Origin of the sequence: Marinitoga lauensis (assembly GCF_004135675.1) — a bacterium.
Lineage (GTDB): Bacteria > Thermotogota > Thermotogae > Petrotogales > Petrotogaceae > Marinitoga > Marinitoga lauensis.
Map to the genome: position 1 here is coordinate 258,770 of NZ_QHLX01000004.1, position 17,960 is coordinate 276,729.

General features: G+C 29.3%; 16 protein-coding genes and 2 pseudogenes. 8 read left to right on the forward strand and 10 right to left on the reverse strand.

Going from position 1 to position 17,960, the window contains the following annotated elements:
- Nucleotides 1–2: 2 nt before the first annotated feature.
- Entirely contained in the window at nt 3–611 is a 609-nt protein-coding gene (gene udk / locus DJ007_RS08605) for a uridine kinase (protein ID WP_129409226.1), read from the forward strand.
- A 537-nt stretch (nt 612–1,148) separates the two neighbouring features.
- Here the strand turns inward: udk and DJ007_RS08610 are convergent.
- Both DJ007_RS08610 and DJ007_RS08615 read right to left on the reverse strand, forming a co-directional pair.
- The gene (locus DJ007_RS08610) at nt 1,149–1,655 is read right to left on the reverse strand and encodes a cyclic nucleotide-binding domain-containing protein (RefSeq protein ID WP_129409227.1); all 507 of its coding nucleotides are present in this window, start codon (nt 1,653–1,655) and stop codon (nt 1,149–1,151) included.
- Between the two features lie 9 nt (nt 1,656–1,664).
- Nucleotides 1,665–2,807 (reverse strand): potassium channel family protein, encoded by a 1,143-nt coding sequence (locus DJ007_RS08615; RefSeq protein WP_129409228.1) that lies wholly within the window; start codon nt 2,805–2,807, stop codon nt 1,665–1,667.
- Nucleotides 2,808–2,981: 174 nt separating this feature from the next.
- Between DJ007_RS08615 and DJ007_RS08620 the strand changes: the two genes are divergently transcribed.
- The 7 genes and pseudogenes from DJ007_RS08620 to DJ007_RS17700 all read left to right on the forward strand — a co-directional run bounded on the left by DJ007_RS08620 (nt 2,982) and on the right by DJ007_RS17700 (nt 11,862).
- The gene (locus DJ007_RS08620) at nt 2,982–5,168 is read left to right on the forward strand and encodes a methyl-accepting chemotaxis protein (protein ID WP_129409229.1); all 2,187 of its coding nucleotides are present in this window, start codon (nt 2,982–2,984) and stop codon (nt 5,166–5,168) included.
- 125 nt (nt 5,169–5,293) lie between these two features.
- Nucleotides 5,294–7,463, forward strand: a pseudogene (gene pnp / locus DJ007_RS20215) (polyribonucleotide nucleotidyltransferase).
- A complete protein-coding gene (locus tag DJ007_RS08630) occupies nt 7,456–8,676 on the forward strand; it encodes a M16 family metallopeptidase (RefSeq protein ID WP_129409230.1) in 1,221 nt (406 codons plus the stop codon). Before pnp ends, DJ007_RS08630 begins: the two are co-directional and overlap by 8 nt.
- A gap of 20 nt (nt 8,677–8,696) precedes the next feature.
- Entirely contained in the window at nt 8,697–9,707 is a 1,011-nt protein-coding gene (locus DJ007_RS08635; RefSeq protein ID WP_129409231.1) for an HD-GYP domain-containing protein, read from the forward strand.
- Complete coding sequence (locus DJ007_RS08640; protein ID WP_129409232.1) at nt 9,704–10,774, forward strand: HD-GYP domain-containing protein; 1,071 nt, start codon at nt 9,704–9,706, stop codon at nt 10,772–10,774. The genes DJ007_RS08635 and DJ007_RS08640 overlap by 4 nt, the downstream gene beginning before the upstream one ends.
- 166 nt (nt 10,775–10,940) lie before the next feature.
- Nucleotides 10,941–11,156 carry a hypothetical protein gene (locus DJ007_RS17695; RefSeq protein ID WP_240739417.1) on the forward strand — a complete coding sequence of 72 codons (216 nt, stop codon included), beginning with the start codon at nt 10,941–10,943 and terminating at the stop codon, nt 11,154–11,156.
- Nucleotides 11,157–11,196: 40 nt separating this feature from the next.
- Nucleotides 11,197–11,862, forward strand: a complete 666-nt coding sequence (locus DJ007_RS17700) for an HD-GYP domain-containing protein (protein WP_276318728.1) — start codon at nt 11,197–11,199, stop codon at nt 11,860–11,862.
- 108 nt (nt 11,863–11,970) lie between these two features.
- Here DJ007_RS17700 and DJ007_RS08650 read toward each other — a convergent pair whose 3' ends face one another.
- The 8 genes and pseudogenes from DJ007_RS08650 to DJ007_RS20225 form a co-directional block, all read right to left on the reverse strand.
- A complete protein-coding gene (locus tag DJ007_RS08650; protein WP_129409233.1) occupies nt 11,971–12,399 on the reverse strand; it encodes a hypothetical protein in 429 nt (142 codons plus the stop codon).
- A complete protein-coding gene (locus DJ007_RS08655; RefSeq protein ID WP_129409234.1) occupies nt 12,363–12,902 on the reverse strand; it encodes a hypothetical protein in 540 nt (179 codons plus the stop codon). Before DJ007_RS08655 ends, DJ007_RS08650 begins: the two co-directional genes overlap by 37 nt.
- 1 nt (nt 12,903) lies before the next feature.
- Complete coding sequence (locus DJ007_RS08660; RefSeq protein WP_129409235.1) at nt 12,904–13,221, reverse strand: hypothetical protein; 318 nt, start codon at nt 13,219–13,221, stop codon at nt 12,904–12,906.
- Nucleotides 13,222–13,621: 400 nt separating this feature from the next.
- Nucleotides 13,622–13,957 carry a ClpB D2-like domain containing protein gene (locus tag DJ007_RS21045; protein WP_240739419.1) on the reverse strand — a complete coding sequence of 112 codons (336 nt, stop codon included), beginning with the start codon at nt 13,955–13,957 and terminating at the stop codon, nt 13,622–13,624.
- Between the two features lie 5 nt (nt 13,958–13,962).
- A complete protein-coding gene (locus tag DJ007_RS21050) occupies nt 13,963–14,463 on the reverse strand; it encodes an AAA family ATPase (RefSeq protein WP_240739446.1) in 501 nt (166 codons plus the stop codon).
- Complete coding sequence (locus DJ007_RS21055) at nt 14,409–14,993, reverse strand: hypothetical protein (protein ID WP_240739447.1); 585 nt, start codon at nt 14,991–14,993, stop codon at nt 14,409–14,411. Before DJ007_RS21055 ends, DJ007_RS21050 begins: the two co-directional genes overlap by 55 nt.
- A 32-nt stretch (nt 14,994–15,025) precedes the next feature.
- Nucleotides 15,026–16,087 (reverse strand): Clp protease N-terminal domain-containing protein, encoded by a 1,062-nt coding sequence (locus DJ007_RS21060; RefSeq protein WP_240739420.1) that lies wholly within the window; start codon nt 16,085–16,087, stop codon nt 15,026–15,028.
- A gap of 567 nt (nt 16,088–16,654) precedes the next feature.
- Nucleotides 16,655–17,940, reverse strand: a pseudogene (locus DJ007_RS20225) (adenylosuccinate synthase).
- Nucleotides 17,941–17,960: the final 20 nt, after the last annotated feature.

A 17,960-nucleotide genomic window follows, 5' to 3' on the forward strand; every position in this document is an offset into this window, starting at 1 on the left:
CAATGTATGTTATAGGAATTGCTGGTGGAACAGGTTCTGGAAAAACTACTGTAGCTTATAAAATACGAGAAATTCTTGGAACACAAAATTGCGAAATACTACCCATGGATAATTATTATAGAGATTTAAGTCATGAAACACTTGAAGAGAGAAAACAACATAATTACGATCATCCAGATATGATCGAAAATGAATTAATGTTTGAGCATCTTAAAGATTTATTGGCTGGAAAAAGTATAGATTTACCAGAATATGACTTTTCACAATTTACCAGAGTTGGTTCAACAAAATTCGAACCTAAACCTATTGTAATAGTTGAAGGTATATTCGCTTTATATTATGAGGAATTACGAAATCTATATGATTTAGCAATTTATGTAGACACTGAAAATGATATAAGATTTATTAGAAGGTTAGAAAGAGATATAAAAGAAAGAGGAAGAAATCTGGATTCAGTAATAAAACAATATACAAATACAGTAAAACCTATGCACGAAGCATATGTAGAACCAACTAAAAAATACGCAGATATCATTATACCAGAAGGCGGTTTTAATGAAAAAGCTATCCAGGTTGTTGTTAATTATATATTCAGAAAAATGCTGAAATAGCCTAAACTCTTCGCTTTTCGAAATTTTATTGTATTTTAATATCTAAACTCTTCGCTTCGCGTAAGTTTTGCTTCGCAAAAATTCTTCATATTGTGAAGTATTTTAATAATAAAATCTTTAAACCTTAAAACTTACGCTTCGCGTAAGCTTTGCTTCGCAAAAATTCTTCATATTGTGAAGTATTTTAATAATAAAATCTTTAAACCTTAAAACTTACGCTTCGCGTAAGCTTTGCTTCGCAAAAATTCTTCATATTGTGAAGTATTTTAATAATAAAATCTTTAAACCTTAAAACTTACGCTTCGCGTAAGCTTTGCTTCGCAAAAATTCTTCATATTGTGAAGTATTTTAATAATAAAATCTTTAAACCTTAAAACTTACGCTTCGCGTAAGTTTTGCTTCGCAAAAATTCTTCATATTGTGAAGTATTTTAATAATAAAATCTTTAAACCTTAAAACTTACGCTTCGCGTAAGTTTTGCTTCGCAAAAATTCTTTGCTTTGCGAAGAGATAAAAGAAGAAATAGCCTCTTAGAGGCTATTTCTTCTTTTTGGAAAGTGCTATACTCAATGCTGTAGTTAGTTTTAATATATTCTCATTAAGCCCTTCTATCCTATAACTTAGCGTTGTTGCTATTTCTTTCATTATTTTATAACCTATATCCGGTCTTTCTTCCGCAAGTTTTTCAAAATCTTCTTTTGAAATTTCATATAATTCACATTCGCTAAGAGCTTTAATAGTAGCAGAACGTGGCGAACCTGTTACTAAAGACATTTCACCAAAAAAACTAATCTTTTCCGCATCGAGTATTGCCATGGATTTTTCTCCTTCCTCCCAATGCTGAGAACCTATCTTAAGGGTTAATTGGTGAGTAATTTGAACCTTTCCACTCTTAAAAATATACATTGTATCCCCTTTTTCTCCTTCAACAATAATTGTTTCTCCTGCTTTATAATTTACAGGCTTTAAAATTTTCGAGATTTGTAATAACTGTTCATCATTTAAATTTTTAAATATAGATATATTTTTTAAAAATTCCTCCATAATTATCACCTACTTGATAATAAAAACATATGCATCATTTTCTGTAATAACATACTCATCTCCTGGATTTAAATTTAATTCGTAATTCTCTTTTTTTCCTTCTTCAAAAAAGTCTTCTTCGGCTTCTTCAAATTTTTGCCTTATGAAATTATCAATAGAATTATCCGAAGATAAAAAATCATTTATAGTGAATTCTTTTTTCATACTTACAAGCCCTATAGCAAGAGAATTTTCCTCTTTTTTTAAAAAGTCAAATAGCTCTTCAAAAGTTTTTCCTATATAATTTCTAGGTAGTGGTATTAATTTTACTCTCATATTTTCTAAGGAGGCTATCTCTCTTAATAACATATGATATGCTGGAGACAGTAAAGCAGCCGATAATAAAATAGAATTAAATTCATTTCCTAAAATAACATCATCTGCTCCTGCTCTCAAAATATATTTAGCCTTTTCTTCTTTAATAACTTCTGCAAATATTTTAGCATCATTGTTTAATGTTCTGATTAATAATATGCTGATTAATGTTCTTTCATCACATTCTTCAAGACTTCTGCCACCATATGTATCAGATAAAATTATTATATATTTTGCATGTGAAATATTCGCCCTTTTTAAAACATTTTCTTTTGTAAAATCACCATGAATGAATTTAATGTTTAATTCTGGAAATTTTGATTTGAAATTCTCATAATCCTCTTCTTCTGCTTGATTAACTAAAACTAAATTATAATCTTCAAGTTTTATAAACCGCCCCATTGCTTCCAGTGTTTTTTCAAGATGATTATTCCAGCCCAATATTACTAAATGATTTTTAAATTTCACTTTTCCTAACCCCTTTCGCTCTTTTATACGCCATTCAACCAAAAGAGATGCAATACTACCTGAAATAAGAGAAAATAATGTTACTCCTGAAATAATAATTATTATGCCTATAATTCGTCCTGCAAAAGTTTCCGGGACTATATCTCCATAACCAACTGTAGCTATTGTTACAATTAGCCACCAGAAAGCATCAAATAAACTTTGAATTTTCGGATTTTTTCCAAACTCTGCAATATATAACAATAACCCTATTAATATAATAAAAATCAATATAAATAATAAAAATCTATTTACAGGATCTCTAAAAATATTCTTAAGTTTTCTATTCATCACTTTCACCTTTTATTTTTTATTTGTTAATATTATTATAGCACACAATTAGTAATAGATTCTCTCAATAATACTAAAAAGTTCGGAATGAGAATTTTTGAGTAAATTATATTTGAAAATTAATATATCACGTGATATAATAATTAATAAGAAATTTAAAATGGAGGTAAGAGAATGAAACTTCAAGGAAAAATTGTTATTCTTTTTGTAACAATTCTTTTGATTGCATTAGCATCTTTTTTCACAATAAGTGTTTCAAATTCACAAACTTCGCTCAAAAACAGTTTTTTAGCGAAGCTAATTGTAGCAAGAAACCTAAAAATGGATTTTATAGATAATCTATTAAAGGAAGCAGATTCTGATTTAATGTATATTAAAAATTTTGAAAAAATAAAGGATGCATTCTTTACTTCTTCAAATTTATTAGAAGATTTTCAATCTTCTATGAGTATGGATACAATCCTTTCCACACTTAGAAGTATTTACATTGAAAACAACCCATATAAAGATAAATCAAAATTATATGATTACTATTATGATGAAAATTTCAAAAAAGATAATTTTGATGATAAAATCATGAGTACTTTCTATGATTATAGCGTATTACATTCTGAATTACAGGCTGATTTCAGGGATTTTATAAACATTAAGGGATACAAAGATATGTTGTTAATTTCTCCAAAGGGTATTGTGGTTTATTCTGTTAATAAATATAATGATTTTGCCACAAATTTAAATAATGAAAATACAGCTTTATCCAGGTTATATAAATTATTAAAAGAAAAAAATGATAATGATGTTCATTTTTCAAAGATAGAAAATTATTATGGAATTCCAGCCTTTTTTGCTGGTGTGAAAGTCGAAGATGAAGATTTCGGACTATATGGTTATTTAGTGTTCAGGATTTCATTAGAAAAAATGAATAAAATACTGCAGGATAAAAGTGGTATGGGAAAAACAGGTATTACGTATATTGTAGGTCCTGATAAACTAATGCGAAGTAATTTACAAGATGAAAATACAATACTTAAACAAAAGGTCGAAACAGATTATGTAGATAAAGCTTTAAACGGAAAATCTGGTTGGGAAATATCAACTAATTTCAGAGGTGAAAAAGTATTAGTTGCATATGCACCTTTTAAATATAAAGAATTAAATTGTGCACTTATATCTGAAATCTCAACAAAAGAAGCATTTCAATCATCGGAAAAAGTAAAAACAATATTGATGATAACCGCTTTTATTATATTAATTATATCTATAATAATCTCACTGCTGTTTGCAAAGAAAATATCAAAACCATTGATGGAATTAAGTAAGAAAGTAGATAAATTCGCAACAGGAGATTTTACAGTAAAGTTTGAATCAAAAGGGAAAGATGAAACAGCTATAATCGCGAACTCATTGAAAAACATGGCCAATAATCTAAGCGAAACAGTAAAATGGTTATTAGAAGCAGGTAAAAAAATAGAGAATTCATCAGAGATATTAACAACAGTATCAGAAAAGACAATGAGTGCAAATGATGATGTATTAGAAAAAGCAAGAGTAATAGAAGACAATGCAGAAAATGCAGCAGCAACGACAGAAGAATTAACCTCAGGTGTAAGTGAAGTATCAACAGCAGCACAAAATGTATCAGCAAATGCAGTGGAAATAGCGCAGGAAGTGAACGAGACAACACAGCTAACAGAAGAAGGAGAAAAATCAATAACAGAAATAACAAAAATAATAGATCAAGCAGTAGAAAAATCAAAAGAAACAGAAAAGACCGTAGAAGTATTGGCAGAAAAAGCCAAAAACATAGGAGAAATAGTAGAAACAATAACAAATATAACAGAACAAACAAATTTATTAGCATTAAATGCAGCAATAGAAGCAGCAAGAGCAGGAGAAGCAGGAAAAGGATTTGCAGTAGTAGCAGATGAAATAAGGAAGTTAGCAGAAGAAAGCAAAAAGGCAACAGAGCAAATAGCGCAAATATTAACAGAAATAAAAGAAGGGGCACAAAATGCAAACAAAGCAACAGAAGAGACAGTAAAAGTAATAAATGAAGTAGAAAACAATGCAGATAGTATAAAAGAAAAATTCCAGAAGATATTGGAAAGAGTAGAGAATATAAATCAAAGAATAGAAGGATTAACCGCCAGTGCGGAAGAACAAAGTGCATCAACAGAAGAGATGGCGGCAGCGAGTGATAAAACCGCACAAATGATTCTTGAAATATCCAATGAAATAACAGAAATAACAAAAGAAATAGAAGAAGAAAGTAAAGAAATTGGAAATGTGAATGAGAAAGCAGAAGAACTGGAAAAATTGGTGGATCAATTAAATGAAAAACTAAATCAATTTAAGATATAATGAAATCCCCTTCGGGGATTTCATTTTGACTTTTCTCTAACCACAAAATGGATAATTCTTTGCGTAGCAATGTATATGAATTTGACCATTTTATGTTATAATTATATTTAAAAGGGGTGATATAGATGAAAGTATGGGAAACTGAAATTTTTGGTAGAAAATTGATTATCGAACATGGAAAGATGGCAAAACAGGCACATGGTTCTGTTTTGTTAAAATATGGCAAATCAGCTATTTTAATAACAGCAACAGCTTCAAAGGAAGCAAAAGAAGGAATTGATTTTCTTCCGTTAACTGTTGAATTTCAAGAAAAATTTTATGCAGTTGGAAAAATACCTGGTGGCTTTTTAAAAAGAGAAGGAAGACCTAGCAGTGAAGCTATTTTATCCTCAAGACTTATCGATAGACCTATAAGGCCTTTATTCCCTAAAGATTTTCATAACGATATACAGGTTATTGTTACTGCATTTTCCATGGATAATGATGATAGTATCGAAACATGGGGAATTACTGGTGCTTCTTTTGCATTAAATTTATCACCTATTCCATTCGATGGAATGGTTGCAGGAGTAAGGCTGGGCTATGTTGATGGAGAATTTATTATATTCCCAACACAAGAAGAATTAAAAAAGAGCAAAATGGATATTGTTGTAGCTGGAACTAAAGAAGCTATTACTATGGTTGAAGGTGAATCTTTAGAGGTCTCAGAGGAAGAAATGGTCAAAGCCTTGCTATTTGCACACGATGCTATTAAACAGGTCATCGAATTTCAAGAAAAGGTTGTATCTGAGTTTGAAATAGAAAAGTGGGAAGTTACTCCGCCAGAAATCCCGAGGGTTTTGTCGAAGATTTTGAAAAATTAATCGATGATGAAGAATTAAAAAAGAGAATCCTGGTTAAAGGTAAAAAAGATAGAGATGATGCTATTGATTCATATAGAAAAGAATTGTTGGAAAAATTCCAGACTGAATACGTTGAAAAATGGATAACGAAACCTATGAAAAATATAAGAAATTTATTTTTGAATCCTTTGATAATAGAATTAAAAAATTGATGAGAAAAATGATTATTGAAGAAAATATCAGAGCTGACGGCAGAAAAATTGACGAAATAAGACCAATAACCTGTGAAATTGGCTTATTTGAAAAAACACATGGTTCTGCACTTTTTACAAGAGGAGAAACTCAAAGTTTGGGTGTAGTAACTCTTGGAGAACCTATGGATGTTCAAATTATTGATACAGTTTTTGAGGAAGGCGAAAGAAGATTTATGTTACACTATAACTTCCCACCATTCTCCACCGGTGAAGTTAAAGGATTGCGATTAAGCAGACGAGAAATTGGCCACGGTCATCTTGCTGAAAGGGCTTTAAAAAATCTAATCCCTTCCGAAGAAGAATTTCCATATATTATTAGAGTAGTTTCTGAAATTTTAGAATCAAATGGTTCATCTTCAATGGCCACAGTTTGTTCGGGCTCACTTGCTTTGATGGATGCTGGTGTTCCAATGCCAAAACATGTTGCTGGAGTGGCAATGGGTTTAATTTTTGAAGAAGATAAATTTGTTGTTCTAACTGATATATTAGGTATGGAAGATCATCTTGGAGACATGGACTTTAAAGTTACAGGCACAAGAGACGGAATTACTGCATTCCAGATGGATGTTAAGGTGGCTGGAGTAACAGAAGAAGTTCTAAGAGAAGCTTTAGAAAGAGCAAAAAAAGCAAGATTGCATATATTAAATTTAATGTATGATACAATTCCAGAACCAAGAAAAGAATTGTCACCATATGCTCCATTAATTAAAACAACTAAAATTCCTTTAGATAAAATTTCTGAAGTAATTGGACCCGGTGGCAGAATTATTAAAGGCATCCATAAAGATTATGATGTTGAAGTATCAATAGATGATGAAACAGGATTAACAAAAGTTAGTGGACATAATATCCATAATATTGATGAAGCTATAAATTATATACAAAACCTAATAAAAGAAGTTAAAAAGGGAGAAGTTTTTGATGGAAAGGTTTCAAGAATTGAAAATTACGGATTATTTGTCGAAATTCTCCCTGGAAAACTTGGTTTATTACATATGTCAAATTTAGGAAAAGATGCTAAAGATATATTAAAAAATATTAAAATCGGAGATATAATGAAAGTAGAAATAATTAGTATCGATGATAACGGAAGAATACAATTAAAAAAATTCGGTGAAAAAACAGCTCCACGAAGAAGCAATAGTAACAGGCATCACAGATCATCTGAAACTTCAAAAACGGAGGAAAAAAATGATTAAGAAAAGGTCGCTCTCTAACGGTCTGGATATCTTGCTTGTACCTCGAAATAACGTAAGAAGCGTATCCGTTATAGCTGCAGTTAGAGCGGGGTCATCTCATGAACCTGAGGATTTAATGGGAATATCACATTTAATAGAACATTCTGTTTTCAGAGGAACATATAACAGAAATATGGAAGAAATAAAAAGACCTATCGAAGAATTTGGTGGCTCATTAAATGCATTTACTGGAAAAAACTTAACGGCATATTATGCTAAAGTCCCATTAATCGCTGCAAAAATTGGCGTGGAAATTATAATGGATATAATATTTAATGCTAAATTTAATGAAGAGGATATAGAAAAAGAGAAAAAAATCGTTTTAGATGAAATTGCAATGTATGAAGATGAACCTGTAGAGAACACTTTTGAACAATTGCATAAAATAATGTTTTCCAATGAGTTTGCATTTCCTGTATTGGGAACCAAAGAAAGTGTTTCAAACTTAAATTCTTCAAAGCTAAAAAAATATTATTTAGAGAAATATACACCTGACAATATTGTTTTGACTCTTGTTGGTCCAGAAAAAACTTTAGAAAATCTTTTATTGGATATAGAAAAATTAATTCCTGAAAGAAAAGGAAAAAAATGCTCTTTTAAAAGTCCGATATTTAATAATAAAATCAGCAAAATAGAAAAGAGTAAAGAAGAGCTTTCTCAAATTTATGTTGCTTATTCTTTCAGGGCTCCTTCTAAATTGTCTGAAGATTTTTATAGTGTTGCTATTATGAAAACATTTTTAGGCAGTGGAATGAGTTCTCTTCTATTTACAAAAATTCGTGAAGAACAGGGTCTGGCTTATGAAATCACAGCTGATTATTCTGCATATAATAATAATGGTGTTTTTACAATATTTGCAGCAACTGTTCCAGAAAATTTTGAAAAATTAAATTCATCTATTTATGAAATTATAAGGAATATTAATAATAACAATGACTTAGAAAATTGGATAAACTATGGTAAAAAGAGGTTATCCGGAAGATATATGTTAGAAACTGAAAATGGCTTAAATTTTGGCTTTTTAGCCTTAGATTATTATCTTTCTTTTGATAAATTAATAGACATTGATGAAATAGTAAAAAAAATAAATTCGCAAGAAAATAAAAATATTATTAATGTTGCAAACAATATATTTGATAATGTACCTTATATATCCATTGTAAAACCTAAATAATAAAATACGGGGTTGGGATCTTGAAAACAAAAATAAAAAACTTACAACCTGGAATGATCGTAGGGGAAGATATTTACAATTTAAAAAATAATTTAAATTTAAAAAAAGGTCAAAAATTGGATAAAAATACAATTGACCTTATCCTTAAAAGTGATATTACTGAAATAGAAATTGTTGACTCAAGTCCTTCAATAGGATTTACTCAAAAAACATTTGAAGAATTGCCAAATATAGTAGATGAAATGGTTTATAACAAATGGATTAATTCAATAAGCGATTTATTCCACCATTTCACAAAAGAAGAAATATATGTTTCTTTAAACAACATTACAGAAGAAATATACAAATCACTAGATGTAAAAGAACATTTTATTTTAAATTTTATAAACTCATTTGGTAACGATAGTTTAACCTATCATTCTTTGAATACTGCTATTATTGTTTCAATTATTGCAAAAAAAATAGAAATACCATACATTATGTATAAGCAGACCGTAAAATTTTCTTTAATTCATGATATTGGCTATGCTATGTTAGATGACAGAGTTATTAACGACTTTGATAGTGAAGATAAAAATGCACTTATTCATAATATCGTTGCATATAAAAAATTACAAGATTTAAAGGCTACATTAAACCATGAAATATTAGAAAGTATCCTTTACCATCATGAGCGATATGATGGTAAAGGAAAATTTCATTTAAAAGGGGAAAAAATTCCTCCACTTGTTAGAATAACCCAGGTGGCAGATGCATATACGTCTTTAACAGAGCTTGGGTATACTCCATATCAGGCATTATCCTGGATATTAAAAAAGTGTGGCTTTATATTCGATCCGTATTACGTGGGACTTTTATATGAAATCACAGGATATTATCCTACCGGAACAAAGGTAAAATTAAGTGATGGTTCTATTGGTGTTGTATTAAAAAGAAATGAAATTGAATTTTTCCCTGAAGTCCTTGTAAATAATCAACCAATTAAAACTGGACCTGATTCAAACATATATATAAAAGAGGTGATCGAATGAAAATAATACCTCTAAATAAAGCAAAATATGGCATGATAATCGCTATGGATATTAGAGATACTACTGGTCGTGTTATCCTTAAAAAAGGTACTGAAATAAATGAATCTATCATATATTTATTAAAGAAAGCCGGAATATTTAACATTCCTGTAAATTCTGTTAAAGTCGTAAGCGATTTAAAAAAAGAAACGGAAAAACATGGCGTTATAAGTAAAGAAAATCTGGATTTAAACTATAATAAAGTAAAAGATTTGTTCAAAAATTTAGAAAAGGATGGCCATATTGATATAGATGCAGTAATAGATATTGCTTCATCAATAAAAGACGATCTGGAAAATAACTATTCTGATAAATTATTTGTACCATTAAAGAAATTAAAAGATTTTGATGAATACCTTTATTCCCATTCTTTAAATGTAATGATTATAAGTTCTTTACTAGCGATTGAAAATAAAATAATTGGTGATGAATTATTGAATATTTCTATTTCATCTCTTTTGCACGATATAGGCAAAACTAAAGTTCCTATAGAGATTATGAATGCACCAAGACCTTTAACAGGTGAAGAAATGAATATTATGAGAAACCATGTCTTATATGGAAAAGAACTAGCTTTAGAAAATAATATAAAGGAAAAAAATATTATTGGTGGTATATATGAACATCACGAAAGATATGATGGTAAAGGATATTTAGAAGGGAAAAAAGGGCCATACATAACCAAATTTGGAAGAATCATCGCTATTGCAGATGTTTATGATGCATTAACAAGTACAAGAAGCTATAAAGGGCCATGGACTCCTTATAAAACAATTTCTTTTATTTTAACAAATGTTGAAAAACAATTTGATGGAACATTTGCTCAAGGACTTATTAATGCTTTTGGGATTTACCCCAGTGGAACGAGAGTTCAACTTAGCAACGGACAATTTGGAACTGTGATTGCTTCAAATAGATCAAATAAAATACGCCCTTTGATAAAAATAGATCATGGAGACGTTGTGGATTTAAGTGAAGAAAAATCTTTAAGAATTACCAAAGTATTGGATTATATCTATATAGAATGAGGGGGAATTTTATGAAATTTTTTCCTTTAAATAAAATAAAATCTGGAATGATTGTTGCTATGGATATAAAAGATTTTAATGGCAATATACTTTTTAAAAAGGAACAATTCTAGATAATAATAAAATAAGTATAATTAAGGATAATGGTATTTTTAAAATCCCGTTAATGAAGGGGAAAAAAGAAAAATCCACAAGTGATGCTGCTCATGTACATAGTTTTATAAGCAAAGAACTCCTGGATATGAGTTTCAAAAAGGTTAAAGACATTTTTGAAGAATTGATGAATACTGGAAGAGTTAATATGACCAAAACAGAAGAAGTTGCATCAAATTTAACTAAAGAAATGCAAAAAATTTTTCTGATAAGTTATACGTACCTTTAAAAAAATTAAAAACATATGATGAATATTTATATTCACATTCATTAAATGTAATGATTCTTGGCTCTTTAATAGGTCTGGAAGAAGGACTTACAGGGATGAACTTACAGAATTAGCTCTAAGTGGTTTATTGCATGATATAGGTAAAGTTAAAATTCCTTTAGAAATCTTAAATGCTCCAAGAAAACTTTCCTCTGAGGAGTTTGAGTTAATTAAAAATCACGTATTATACGCAAAGGAACTTTTGGAAAATTCCGGTATAACAAATAAAAAAATTATTGACGGTGCATTAGAACATCATGAAAGATATGACGGCAGTGGATATATATTTAAGAAAAAAGGAAACGAAATCTCTTATTACGGAAGAGTTTTAGCACTTGCTGATGTATATGATGCTTTAACAAGTAAGCGAAGTTATAAAGATCCATGGACTCCTTATAAAACTTTATCGTATATATTAGCCCATGTAAATAAACATTTTGATCCAGTATTTACTCAAAATTTAGTAAATTCACTTGGACTTTTTCCACCAGGAATGAAAGTTATGCTTAACGATGGGTCAGAAGGAATTATCATAGCAACAAATAGAGCAAATAAAATGAAACCTATTATAAAAATAAATGATTATATTGTTGATTTACTTGAAGAAAAAAATTTAAGAATCACAAAAATAGTTGCCTATGAATATATTGAAGAACAAACTACTTAGAATACTCTTTTAACTCAATTTCTAAATATTTTTCTTTATCCCTAAACAATACCGTTTTATTATTTAACTCAATAATTATATTCTCATTAAATCTCGAAAATATAGATCTTAATTTTCGAGGGATATTTCTATTAAATATTTATGTTTAAATTTTAAACCTACTTTCCATGTAATTGTTGTATTTTTATCCTTTGCTAAAATATAAGAATCTTTTCCTAATATCAAATATATTCTTGTATTTGACGGCAAAGATGTATATATTTTATTCAATATTCTTTTTAATTCTTTTAAATTTATCTTTTGAAATTCCAGAACTTCTTTATTGAAATTTATTTTTATATCTACCGGATTTATAGAACTGCATATATTAATGTTAATTCCCTTTCCTTTAATTAATATAGCCTCCCCATTTAAATATAAATTTATCTCTTCATCTGCTATTAAAGAAAGAGATTTTATTATATGCCTGATAGTAACATATGGAATTCCTCGTGAAATATTTATCTTGGATTTTCCAAAATAAGTATATGTTCCCATATTATATCCGTGAAAATATCCCACAATTCATCTTTTCTATTGGAAAATATATTTATCAAATCACCTTCCATTGATGTAACACTGCAGAAATCAAGATTATTTATAAATTTTTTTAATTGTATTTTTGATAATAATGCAGGATTATTTATATTAAAAAAAGGTTTTTCTTCATTTTCACTTTCGATATTTAAAGACATATTTTCCAACTCAATTTTTAACCCTTCATCCAGAGCTAACATTCTAACAAATGGGCTTTCTTCTTCACGTAATCCTTTTAATAATCCTTTTAAATGTTGAATAGGTATTTTATAAACTTTTTTAAACGGAAAAAACTCCTTTGAAAAAAACATATCTGCTACTGCACATCCATCAGTCATGGATACCTTTAAAACTTTATCAAAATATAAATATATATACCTATGAATAGGTTCAACGTTGCCACAAAACTTATCTGCAAATTCCACAACTTTTTTTAATCTTTTAGTAGGTATCCAGCCTTCCATATTAACCCTCCGATTCAAATTCTTCTTTAGTTATAGGCGTTCCACCAATTAAATCAAAATTCAAAAGCCTGTATGCATTATCAAATTCTGCAATCAGCTGTATCCTATGTGAACATTTTGAACCTATATATTCTTTATTAATTATATAAGCTGCTTTGCCTTCATATGAATTTGAAAAATCATATCCTTTTCTCAAATAACTTCTAAACTTTTCACCACAATTATTGCATTTAAAATATATAATCAATGCATTTTGTTCATTATAAAATGGATTATTTATTATATCCTTTTCTTTTTTTCTCTTTTTAAACCAAAACATAAAATCACCCTTCCACAATATTATACCAAAAACACTTCGCTACGCGAAGGGTTTTTGGTTAAATCTATAATAAATAAAAACTTTTCATATGACCTTCCGCGAAGCGGAATGTCTCTTCGCTACGCGAAGAAGTTTTTGGTTTTTCATTTATAATAAAAATTTCTATTCCTAAAATACTTCACAAAGTGAAGTGTTTTCGCTTCGCGAAGGGGTTTTTGGTTAAATCTTATAATAAATAAAAATCTTTTCATTTGACCTTCCGCAAAGCGGAATGTCTCTTCGCTACGCGAAGAAGTTTTTGATTTTTCATTTATAATAAAAATTTCTATTCCTAAAACACTTCACGAATAAAAATTAACCCTTCTACAAAGTGGAAGGGTTAATTTTTCATAGGTGTTTATTACTCTTCTTTAGTTTTTATTTCACCTTTTCCAACTCTTATATTCAATTTTCCATCATCTAAATCAATGATTACTTTGCTTTTTGGTGGAATTTCACCAGCGATTATCTTATTAGCTAATTCCATTTCTATTTCTCTTTCTATAACTCTTTTTAATGGTCTTGCACCGAATATTCTATCATATCCTTTTTTAGCAATATATTCTTTTGCATCTTCTGTAATCATTAATTCCAAATCTTTTTCTTTTAATCTTTCTTCCAATCTTCTCATCATAATACCTACTATTTCTTTAACTTCTTCTATTGTTAATGGTTTGAATACTATAACCTCATCCAATCTATTTAAAATTCTGGTCTGAAATATTTCTTCAATTCTTCTCTAACAACCTTTTCTAAATCTCTTTCCTGACTTTTCTTTTCTTCATCGCTTATAAATCCTAATTTACCTCTATTTTCTAATTTATTTAATATATTTTCTGAACCTATATTACTTGTCATAATAATTATTGTATTTCTAAAATCTACCGTATTTCCTTTTCCATCTGTTAATCTTCCATCATCCAATACCTGCAATAATATATTGAATACATCTGGATGAGCTTTTTCTATTTCGTCAATAAGAATTACAGAATAAGGTTTTCTTCTTACTGCTTCTGTTAATTGCCCACCCTGTTCATAACCAACATATCCTGGAGGTGAACCAATTAATCTTGAAACCGCATGTTTTTCCATATATTCAGACATATCAATTCTTATTAATGCTTCTTCTGTATCAAATAATACTTCTGCTAAAGATTTTGCCAATTCTGTTTTACCAACACCTGTAGGTCCAAGAAGAGGAATGAACCAATTGGTCTTGTTGGGTCTTTTAAACCGGCTCTTGCTTTTCTTATATGCTGAGCAACCTTAACAATAGCTTCTTCCTGACCAACTACACGTTTATGTATTTCTTTTTCTAAATTAAGTAATTTTTCTCTTTCTTCTTCCAACATCTTCTTTGCTGGAATACCTGTCCATTTTTCTATAACTTCTGCAATTCTATCTTCATCAACTATTACTTCTTCATCTTCTTTACCTTTTTCCTCTTCATATTGCTTCTTCAATTCTTCAATTTGTTTTTCTAATTCAAATAAGTCTTTTTTCTTTAAAGCTGCCTCTTCGTATTCACCTTTTACAGTTAAATCATTTATTTCTTCTTCTAATTCCTTAGCCTCATATTCTAATTTCTTAATATTGGACAACTTTGAACTTTTTTCAAGTCTTGCTTTTGCTGAAGCCTCGTCTATTAAATCAATTGCCTTATCAGGTAAAAATCTATCGGTAATATATCTGTGAGATAATTTCACAGCTGCAACAACTGCACTATCATCTATTTTTACGTTATGATGTTTTTCAAATGTTTCTTTTAAACCCTTAAAATTGCAATCGCATCTTCCTCACTTGGCTCATCTACTTGAACTGGTTGGAACCTTCTGGCTAATGCTTTATCTTTTTCAATATATTGTCTGTATTCGTCAAGTGTTGTTGCACCAATAACCCTTAACTCTCCACGAGCTAAATCCGGTTTTAGCATATTAGCTGCATCCATGGAATTACCTTCTGCCTTACCTGCACCTATTATTGTATGTAATTCATCAATAAATAATATTATCTTATCTCCCTGTTTTTTCACTTCATCGATAACGTTCTTTAATCTCTCTTCAAATTCTCCTCTAAATTTAGCTCCTGCTAATAATCTTCCCATATCCAACTGAAGAATTTTTTTCTCAATTAATGCATCTGGTACTGCACCTTTTATAATCCTTTGTGCTAAACCTTCAACAATAGCCGTTTTACCAACACCTGGATCACCAACTAAAACAGGATTATTTTTTGTTTTTCTACTTAAAATTTCAATTGTTCTTTGAATTTCTAAATCCCTACCAATAACTGGCATTAATTTCTTTTCTTCTGCCATTTTTGTTAAATCAATAGTAAATTGGGCTAAAACATCTGCCACATTTTCCTCTGATCCTTCCTTGGTTACCTTTATATTTTTTAATTCTTCATATATTTCTTCTGTAGTTAACCCATACTTAGAAAACAATTTTGCAGAATATGACGTTCCTTCAAGCATTATAGCTAACAACAAATGTAATGTGGTAATTAATTTATGTTTTGTTTTTTTAGCTTCCGATTTTGCAATTTCAAAAATTCTTTCCAATGTCGGAGATATATAAATTCTATTATCTCTCACACCGCCAAATGAATATTGTACATTTTCCTCCAATTCACTTTCAATATTTTCACGAATTGCCTCAACATTAATCGTTTCAAATAATCGTTTTACATATTCATCATCACTATCTAAAATAGATAAGGTTATATGCTCTGGCGTTACCACATTAGTTCCATAACCATTAGCAAGTGTCCTTGCATTATCTATTATTTCCAGAGCCTTTTCTGTAAAGTTTTTTGGATTCATCATTTCCAACACCTCCTGATATATCTTAACTTTAATTTTAATTTTTATTTTTAGCATTTGTAATAAATAATTGCTAATTATAGTTTAAAAAAATATAATTGATTTTCACTTTGCAATTTTTTAGACTGTATTTTCATAAAAAAGTTCAAAAAATTTTTTAGTTTTTAGCACTCTTAATATTTATTTGCTAATACAACGTTATGATACTACCTTATTATTTCCGGTTGATTAACAAAATATGTCGATCTTAAAAATAATTTCAAATGGAATTTTTTCGATTTATAAATAAAAACATAAAAAAATAGGCAGGTTATAGCCTGCCTACTCAGACTGTCGACAAAACAAAATGAGAAAAATAATATGAGCGAATCCTGAGATTTCCGCGAAGCGGAAGATCTAAGGTTTAAAATTTATTATTAATATACTTTTCCTAAACCCTTCGCGAAGCGAAGAGTTTAAGAATTTTCACCGGATGAGCGAATATTATTTGATTATTTTATTTTGTACTTTGTCTACAAACTGAAAGCCCTATTATAGGGCTTTTAATTTATTGACAAAATATAATATTATTTAGATCTCAAAAATAAGATCATTTTTTGTACACATCTCATCGGTTTTAGGACCATAAGAAATATATGGAATTTCTACACCTGTTTTTTCCTCAATAAATGCCATATATTTCAAAAAGTTAATATGATTTGTATCAGGCCAACCTTTTAAAGTTTCATAAATTGGTTTAGCTACAAGAAAATCATAAGAAGATGCCGGAACCTCTCTTATTTCACCATTAATATCATATGCCACACATACTTTTATCTCATCAAAACCATTTAATACATCTGCTTTAGTAATAACAAACTTTGTTAATCCTGATCTTATCTTAGCATATCTTAAAGCAGGTAAATCAAGCCATCCCACTCTTCTTGGCCTTCCAGTTGTTGCTCCAAATTCATTTCCTTTTTCTTGAATGATTTTTCCACCATCTCCAAACTCTTCTGTTGGAAATGGACCTTCTCCAACTCTTGTTGTATAAGCCTTTATTACACCCAGAACCTCATCTAATTCAAAAGTAGAAAAACCAACAGAAGATACACCGTGCGCCATTGTTGCACCAGAAGTTACAAAAGGATATGTCCCAAAATCAAGGTCTAATAAAACCCTTGAGCGCCTTCAAATAAAACAGAAGTATTTCTAAAAACATCCGCCATATCTATTGCTGATGTAAAATTCACATTCATTTTTTCCAATTTTTTCTTTTGTTCCATTAAATAGTCAAATATTTCTTCCACTTTAAACTTAAATTTGTTTCCAAAAATATTCCTCTTTAAATATATAACCTCTTCTAATCTATTCTTTAACAATTTTTCATCAAATAAATGATATATCTTAAATCCTTCTCTTGAAACCTTATCAGTATAAGAAGGACCAATTCCTTTTTTAGTCGTTCCTATAGGGTTTTTTCTTAATTTTTCTAAAATTCCATCCTCCTCTTTATGATATGGTAAAACCATAAAAGCTTCTAAATCTATATAAACCTTGGAAGAAAAGCCTGGAAAATCTTTTTCTAAAATTTCCAATTCTTTTATTAACTGTTCAATATCTATTACCATCCCCGCACCAAGAAATGCCTTTGAATTACCTTCTGGAATCACAGAAGGTAATAAATGATTAACATATTTTTTTCCTTTATAGTAAATAGTATGTCCTGCATTCGCACCACCAGAAAATCTTACAATCCATTCATAATTTTTAGAAAAATAATTTACAACCTTACCTTTACCTTCGTCTCCCCATTGTGCTCCAACAATGGCAACCCTTTCCATATCTTCACCTCCAAAAAAGTAAAAAAGCCCCATTATAGGGCTTTTATTGTTAT

Excerpts from the sequence above, each read along its gene's own strand:
- udk (WP_129409226.1), top strand. The coding sequence starts at position 3 with ATGTATGTTATAGGAATTGCTGGTGGAACAGGTTCTGGAAAAACTACT.
- DJ007_RS08610 (WP_129409227.1), bottom strand. The coding sequence starts at position 1,655 with ATGGAGGAATTTTTAAAAAATATATCTATATTTAAAAATTTAAATGAT.
- DJ007_RS08615 (WP_129409228.1), bottom strand. The coding sequence starts at position 2,807 with ATGAATAGAAAACTTAAGAATATTTTTAGAGATCCTGTAAATAGATTT.
- DJ007_RS08620 (WP_129409229.1), top strand. The coding sequence starts at position 2,982 with ATGAAACTTCAAGGAAAAATTGTTATTCTTTTTGTAACAATTCTTTTG.
- DJ007_RS08630 (WP_129409230.1), top strand. The coding sequence starts at position 7,456 with ATGATTAAGAAAAGGTCGCTCTCTAACGGTCTGGATATCTTGCTTGTA.
- DJ007_RS08640 (WP_129409232.1), top strand. The coding sequence starts at position 9,704 with ATGAAAATAATACCTCTAAATAAAGCAAAATATGGCATGATAATCGCT.
- DJ007_RS17695 (WP_240739417.1), top strand. The coding sequence starts at position 10,941 with ATGAAGGGGAAAAAAGAAAAATCCACAAGTGATGCTGCTCATGTACAT.
- DJ007_RS08650 (WP_129409233.1), bottom strand. The coding sequence starts at position 12,399 with ATGGGAACATATACTTATTTTGGAAAATCCAAGATAAATATTTCACGA.
- DJ007_RS08655 (WP_129409234.1), bottom strand. The coding sequence starts at position 12,902 with ATGGAAGGCTGGATACCTACTAAAAGATTAAAAAAAGTTGTGGAATTT.
- DJ007_RS08660 (WP_129409235.1), bottom strand. The coding sequence starts at position 13,221 with ATGTTTTGGTTTAAAAAGAGAAAAAAAGAAAAGGATATAATAAATAAT.
- DJ007_RS21060 (WP_240739420.1), bottom strand. The coding sequence starts at position 16,087 with ATGATGAATCCAAAAAACTTTACAGAAAAGGCTCTGGAAATAATAGAT.